At 57.6% G+C, this 6,036-nt stretch carries 8 protein-coding genes; 2 read left to right on the top strand and 6 right to left on the bottom strand.

Features of this window, described 5'->3' with window-relative positions; genetic code table 11:
• On the bottom strand, positions 1-604 hold a 604-nt coding region (yfbR, locus tag M7R55_RS05910; protein ID WP_298219369.1), incomplete at its 3' end, for a 5'-deoxynucleotidase.
• Between the two features lie 28 nt (positions 605-632).
• The gene (dgt, locus tag M7R55_RS05905) at positions 633-2,063 is read right to left on the bottom strand and encodes a dGTP triphosphohydrolase (protein ID WP_298219367.1); all 1,431 of its coding nucleotides are present in this window, start codon (positions 2,061-2,063) and stop codon (positions 633-635) included.
• A gap of 112 nt (positions 2,064-2,175) precedes the next feature.
• Here dgt and M7R55_RS05900 point away from each other — a divergent pair, with 112 nt between their 5' ends.
• Positions 2,176-3,039 carry an NAD(P)-dependent oxidoreductase gene (locus M7R55_RS05900; RefSeq protein ID WP_298219365.1) on the top strand — a complete coding sequence of 288 codons (864 nt, stop codon included), beginning with the start codon at positions 2,176-2,178 and terminating at the stop codon, positions 3,037-3,039.
• Positions 3,040-3,333: 294 nt separating this feature from the next.
• Here the strand turns inward: M7R55_RS05900 and M7R55_RS05895 are convergent, their stop codons facing one another.
• The 4 genes from M7R55_RS05895 to ykgO all read right to left on the bottom strand — a co-directional run bounded on the left by M7R55_RS05895 (position 3,334) and on the right by ykgO (position 5,708).
• On the bottom strand, positions 3,334-3,948 hold the full coding sequence (locus M7R55_RS05895; RefSeq protein WP_298219364.1) for an exopolysaccharide biosynthesis protein: 615 nt from the start codon (positions 3,946-3,948) through the stop codon (positions 3,334-3,336).
• Positions 3,945-4,373 (bottom strand): hypothetical protein, encoded by a 429-nt coding sequence (locus M7R55_RS05890; RefSeq protein ID WP_298219363.1) that lies wholly within the window; start codon positions 4,371-4,373, stop codon positions 3,945-3,947. Before M7R55_RS05890 ends, M7R55_RS05895 begins: the two co-directional genes overlap by 4 nt.
• Before the next feature lie 129 nt (positions 4,374-4,502).
• Entirely contained in the window at positions 4,503-5,396 is an 894-nt protein-coding gene (locus M7R55_RS05885) for a DnaJ C-terminal domain-containing protein (protein WP_298219361.1), read from the bottom strand.
• A gap of 186 nt (positions 5,397-5,582) precedes the next feature.
• Entirely contained in the window at positions 5,583-5,708 is a 126-nt protein-coding gene (gene ykgO, locus M7R55_RS05880; RefSeq protein ID WP_012823010.1) for a type B 50S ribosomal protein L36, read from the bottom strand.
• Positions 5,709-5,868: 160 nt separating this feature from the next.
• On the opposite strand from ykgO, the gene M7R55_RS05875 reads away from it, so the two are divergent.
• On the top strand, positions 5,869-6,036 hold a 168-nt coding region (locus M7R55_RS05875; RefSeq protein WP_366881157.1), incomplete at its 3' end, for a helix-turn-helix domain-containing protein.

Genomic DNA, 6,036 nt, shown 5'->3' with positions numbered 1-6,036 from the left:
AGTCATCCAGAGTCAGCGCAAATCCATCGACGAAATGTGACCGGAAGTAGGTGACGGCGGGCATGGTCTCCTGCATTTCTTCGAGCTTGGTCAGCAGGTAGCTCTCGGCCTTCTTGAACTCCTGATTGCCCGCAAAACCTTCTTCCAGGCATTTGAGGTAAGCCGACATCGAATCGGCTGCTTTGACGACCCGTGCAACCTCCGGCTCAATCTGCGCACTTTCGATGGTGGACGCGAAGGCCGAGCGCAAACGTTCGGGCAGCAGGCCGGTGAGCTTGCGCTCGGCATGGGCTTCGAGCGCCTTGTACGAATCGAGAATATCCTGCCGGAAGTATTTGACCGGCGTGGGCAGGTCGCCGGTGATGATTTCGGAAGCATCATGGTAGAGCGCCACGGTCACGATGCGACCGATGTCGTTGGTCTCGCCGTACAGTTCGTTGCCAATCACGGCCAGCGCGTGCGCGATCATCGCCACTTGCAGGCTGTGTTCCTGAATATTTTCGGTGCGCGTGTTGCGCATCAATCCCCAGCGCGTGATGTACTTCATGCGGGCGAGATAAGCAAAGAAATGGCTTTGTTCGGTTGCAGTTGATTTGCTCAACATCAGACTCCTGATGAGTGGACGGTGGATTTCAGTAAGGAACGTGTGGTCTAAACCCGGCTTCCTGAATTTGCTGCCAGGAGCGTACTGCAAAACTATCGGTCATGCCGGAAACCATATCGGTGAGTAGCTGGGCCTCGCGGTAACGCAGGGGCATGGGATTGTTCGGTGATTCGAATACGCGGCGGTAGTTTTCCGAAATCAACTGGTAGAGATAGCTCGCCAACGGCGTGCGCCGCGCGCTGGCGGGATCGAGCGGATCGACCCGATCGGTAATCGCATACCAGAAAGCATCCATCAGGCCGTGGATGACTTCAAATCCGGTCAGCTCGACTTTCAACACGGTCTTGTGGCGGTAGGCATGTTGCCAGTTGCAGGCCTTGAGTGTGGAGAGCAGCGCATTGGCCGGTGAAGCAGCGATTAGTTCCTGATTGAATGTGTCGGCGCTCATGGCGGGCAACTGAGCCAGGAACGTATCGGCGACGGCCTGCATGAGCGCACCGATGGCGCGGATGCGGAAGGTCTGCATGGAAATATCGTTCAGTTCCGCGGGCGAGAGATCGGTCTGGCGATAGCGCTGATGCTCATCCTGCGCGGCATCGCAGACACGAGTCACCACCGGATCGCCATCCGCGCTGTGACGCAGAAAAGCAATAATGTCGGAAAAAGAGAGCAGGCCTTTTTTCACCGCGTCCTCGGCGTCCAGCACCGAATAGGCAATGTCGTCGCAGGCTTCGAGAATCCAGGTCAGCGGGTGGCGCTGACCGTCTAAGAGGCCGCATTGTGATTGCACTTCAGTGACCAGTGCCTGTTCCGATTGAAAAAAACCGTGCTTCTTGCGCACCACGAAGTTTTTGTCTATCTCGTCGCTGCCAACGGGGTATTTGATCAAGGCGGCAAGAGTCGCCATGGTCAGGTTCAGGCCGTAATCATCGTTGATCAGTTGCAGCTTGGTGAGTAGGCGCAGGGTTTGCGCATTGCCTTCAAAGCGCAAAAAGTCCTGCCGCATGGCTTCGGTCAAGCCTGTTTGCGGGTCAAGCACTGTTACTTCATGTCGGGCGAACCAGCGAGCAATGGCTTCCTCGCCCTGATGACCGAAGGGCGGGTTCCCCAAATCATGCGCCAGACCGATGGTTGCAAGCAGCGCGGGTACATCGCGCAGCGCTTGCGGCAAGCCGGCAGCCAGATTGCGGTTGAACACCAGATCCAGCCCCACAGAACGGGCGAGATTGGCGACCTCGTGCGAATGCGTCAGCCGGGTGCGGACGCTATCGGAATGATCCAGCGGGAAGACCTGCGTCTTGTCCGCCATGCGCCGCACCGGCGTGGAAAACAGCACGCGGTCATAGTCTCGTTCGATTTCGGCACGGGTTTCGGTGTGAAACAGGGCGGGACTGGTCTGGCTGGGCCGCCGGCGCGCAGAATTGAGCCACAGGGGCCAGTTTGATTCTGTGCGCTTCACATGTACGCCCTCCGGGTGGTCTTGCTCTGTTGATTTTTTGACTTGACGCTTTCAGGCATCATCATGGTTCGTATTGTATGGGTTGTTACCCGGTTTTGAATGGGGGGTTGCTATGAATATTGCCGTATTGGGTCTGGGGTTGATGGGGCGGGCGATTGCTGAACGACTGGTCAAGGCAGGCATGACGGTACGCGGATACAACCGCAGTCCGCTTTCCTCGCCGCCGATCGGGGTGACGATGAGCGAGTCGGTCGCCGCGGCGGTGGAACCCTCCGATATCGTGTGGGTGATGCTGGCGGATTTTGCCGCCTGCGAATCGGTGTTGCTGGTGGAAAACCCCTGGGACCTGTTCAAGAACAAGCTCATCCTCAACGGCGCGACCATCAGCCCCGAACAATCCCGCGCGCTGGCCGAATCCATCAAGCAGCTCGGCGGTCATTATCTGGAATCCCCCGTTCTGGGTTCCACGCCTCAGGCCGAGACCGGCACGTTGCAAATTCTGGTTGGGGGCGATCCGGCCGATGTGGCTGTGGCCGATCCGGTGCTCCAGGCGCTCGGCAAGCCCACGCATTTCGGCGGCATAGGCCAGGGGGCGGCCGTCAAGCTGGCGATGAACCAGCTCATCGGATCGCTGACCGCGGCCTTCTCCATGAGCCTTGGGTTGGTCGAGCGTGAAGGCGTTGATGTCGATGCGTTCATGTCCACACTGCGGGAAAGCGCCTTATACGCGCCCACATTTGATAAAAAACTGGATCGGATGAGAACCCGCGATTTTGCCGCCGCGAATTTCCCGCTCAAGCACCTGCTCAAGGATATACGTCTGTTCACCGAGGTGGCCGGAACCCGGCAGATCGACGCGCGGATGCTCGATGGTCTCGCGCGGATATTGGCAGATGGTGTGGCCGCAGGCCATGCCAATGAAGACTACAGCGCTCTGTTCGGCCAAATCGTGCCGAACCAGGGCGCATCGGGTTAAATTTGGAATCAGCGGGGACATAAACCAATCGAGATTTGGCCTCATGGGTTTGCCTATCTTTACAAAAGGTGCAAAGCCAAACCTCATTTGCGCCAACTTTGGCAAATTCTCCTCAATCCTCTTTTTTAAATGGGCAGGCGCAAGGTTGGGGCGCCGCTTCAATCGCTTACGCAATTGATTTGAGTGCCGCATCCGCCACGGCGGGCGCAGGGCACGGATCACCAAAGGGCACGAAAAGAGGATGCGCAGTACCACATCTCTGTGGTGCCCAGTTGTTGGCTAACAGCGCGATCATTAGAGAACCTGGGTGAACAGGAAGATCGTTGCCTTGATCATTGCGAAAACGACGCCTGAAACCACAATGGTGGACGTGATGGCTACGATGAAACCGGCCAGCACCCACAATCCGTCACCCTCAAGTATCCCCAGGGCCATCAGGCAGATGGCCAGCGCAGGGAGTATATTGCCGAGGGGAATGGGTAGCACCAGTACTACTGCCAGCAGCAGGCAAACAAGCCCGATGACATATTCCATCGGCGGCAGGGCAAGTGCGCTTGCGCGCGGGCGCAAAAGTCTTTCCGCCTTTTCAAGCCAGGGCCCGATGCGCAGCACGAGTGCGTGAAAGTTTTCATGGGGCATCGACCGTCTGGTCATGATTTCAGGCAGCCAGGGTTTGCGACCAAAGGCGAGCTGGGCGGCCAGAAAGATCAGGGGTGCCCCCAGCACAGCCGATGTTCCGGGGGGCGTGGGCAGAATGTTGGGAAACGCGAAAGTGAACAGCAATGCGCCGAGCGCTCGGTCACCCAGGGCAACCAACAGGTCGCCAATCGAGATGCGTTCCCGGCTTGTGTCATTGGCAAGTTCGCGCAGCACCTCGGATAAAGGGGGTCTTTCTAATTTGATGCTCATGTGCGGGCTCCTGGTGTTGTGCCGTTTCGTGTCGCCTTGCCCGCCTGCTCCAGCCGCCAGGCCCACTTCTCCAGCGAGCATCGGTATACCGGAAAAATGCTGTGCGGAGTGTCTAGCGGCTGCGCGCGGACTGCATCGGCAGTGCCTGCACAATCGATCCATGAGATTTCCCCCCGTGGCGTCATGATCGAGCGAATGGAACGCTCGGCCAAGGCGAGCACCACGAAAATCATGCAACGTTTTTCCTCGCCAAATGCCGCAGGCGGAACGCCTTCTTCCCTCCCCGCCGACATCTCTGCCGTGTTGTCCACCCTGCGTCCGCCCATCAGGTTCAGGATGGCATCCGCCGTCCGCTCCCGCAAGGGCCGCCGGGACTCGCTCTTGGCGAGGTTACGCCACGCCAGCTGGTTGAACGTTTCGATCATGTTCGGGAAGCCAATATTTTTCAAATCAGGCGTTGCACTTCAAACTTTAAGCCGCGAAGCGTTACATTTATCGCCTCGTTAAGAAAAAACCCCGATGAGCAGGGGTTTTTATGGGAAGTATGGTGTGAGCTATTCGCGCGGATCAAAGGGCATCGAGACCTTCATTTCCTCATAGAACGCCCGCGCTTCATCGGTTTTGGCCGGTGGGGTGTGAATCATCACGGTGACGAAGTAGTCGCCGCCAGCCAGACCGCGCCCGCGAACGCGCAAGCGGGAACCGGACTGCGAACCCGCCGGAATGGTCATGCTGATCTTGCCGCCAGTGGGCGTCGGCACGGTGACCTTTTCACCCAGCGCCGCCTCCCAAGGGGTGACAGGCAGGTTGTACAGCACATCATTGCCATCGAGCGAGAACTGGCTGTCGGAGGCCAGTTGGAAGACAAGATACAAATCGCCCGCAGGGCCACCGTGCGTGCCTGAACCACCCTGGCTGCTCAAACGCATCCGTTTGCCGGGAGTGCTGCCCTTCGGGATAGTGACTTTAAGCGTTTTGCGCCCGGTCTCGGGGTGATCGATGGTGACGGACTTGCTGCCACCTTCAATCATTTCCTGAACACTTAACGGCAGTGTCATCTCATAATCCGGGCCGCGTGCGGCGCGCGTACGACGACTTCCATGAGCGGCCCCGGGATCGAACCCGCCGCCAAAGATGCTGCTGAAAAAATCCGAAAAACCCGCGCCACCATACTGGCTGCCGAACTGATTGGGGTCAAAGCCCGGAGGCGGACGGAATTCCTCGCCCGCGCGATAATTCGAGCCCAGAGCATCATAGCGCTGGCGCTTCTCTTCATCGCCCAGCACATCGTAGGCTTCATTAATTTCCTTAAACTTCTCCTCGGCACCGGTTTCCTTGTTGCGGTCCGGGTGATATTTTTGCGCTGCCTTACGATAGGCCTTCTTGATTTCGGCCTGAGTTGCGGTGCGTTCCACACCGAGCGTGGCGTAGTAATCGTGGAATTTCAATTCAGTGACCTCAGTGGTTCCATTTCATTCTTAGGGCGAATGTGTGGGTTTTTCGTTTGAATTTCAAGCGCTCACAAGGTTGCCGGGCTCCTTGCTGGGGGATTGTACCGGGCGAAAAAAACCCGCCGGTTGGCGGGTTGGATCCTGCTGCGGATGGTTGCCATCCGGGTCAGAGTCAACGCAGGCTTAACGCTGGCGAGCTTTGAAGCGGGGGTTGGTTTTGTTGATGACATACACCTTGCCGCGTCGACGTACGATCTGACAGTCTTTATGCCGAGTCTTGGCAGACTTCAGAGAAGATAAAATTTTCATAACAGCCTCAGCCTAATCGAATTCGAACCAAAAATAGGTTGAGCAATTTATCCTAAATTCAGTGCGCCTGCAAGGGCAAGTGCCCGGCTGTGTTAGCCCAAAGCCGTAATGTCCCCTTTGTCCAATTCTAAAATGTCCCCTTTTGGTTTCGGGAGGGGTGATGGCAGAGGAGCATATTACGATGAGTTACCAAGAGGTCGACCGACTGGGGGTGATCCAGCAGGTGGTAGGCAAGCGGCTGCGCCAGGGGGATGCGGCCCTGCAGTTGGGGGTGAGTGCGCGTCAGGTCAAACGCCTGGTGGCCCGCTATCGGGCTGAAGGAGCGGCA

It is taken from the genome of Halothiobacillus sp. (genome assembly GCF_027346185.1).
Lineage (GTDB): Bacteria > Pseudomonadota > Gammaproteobacteria > Halothiobacillales > Halothiobacillaceae > Halothiobacillus.
The sequence above is the reverse complement of the archived record's forward strand: the minus strand, read 5'-3'. Positions and strand labels throughout refer to the sequence as shown.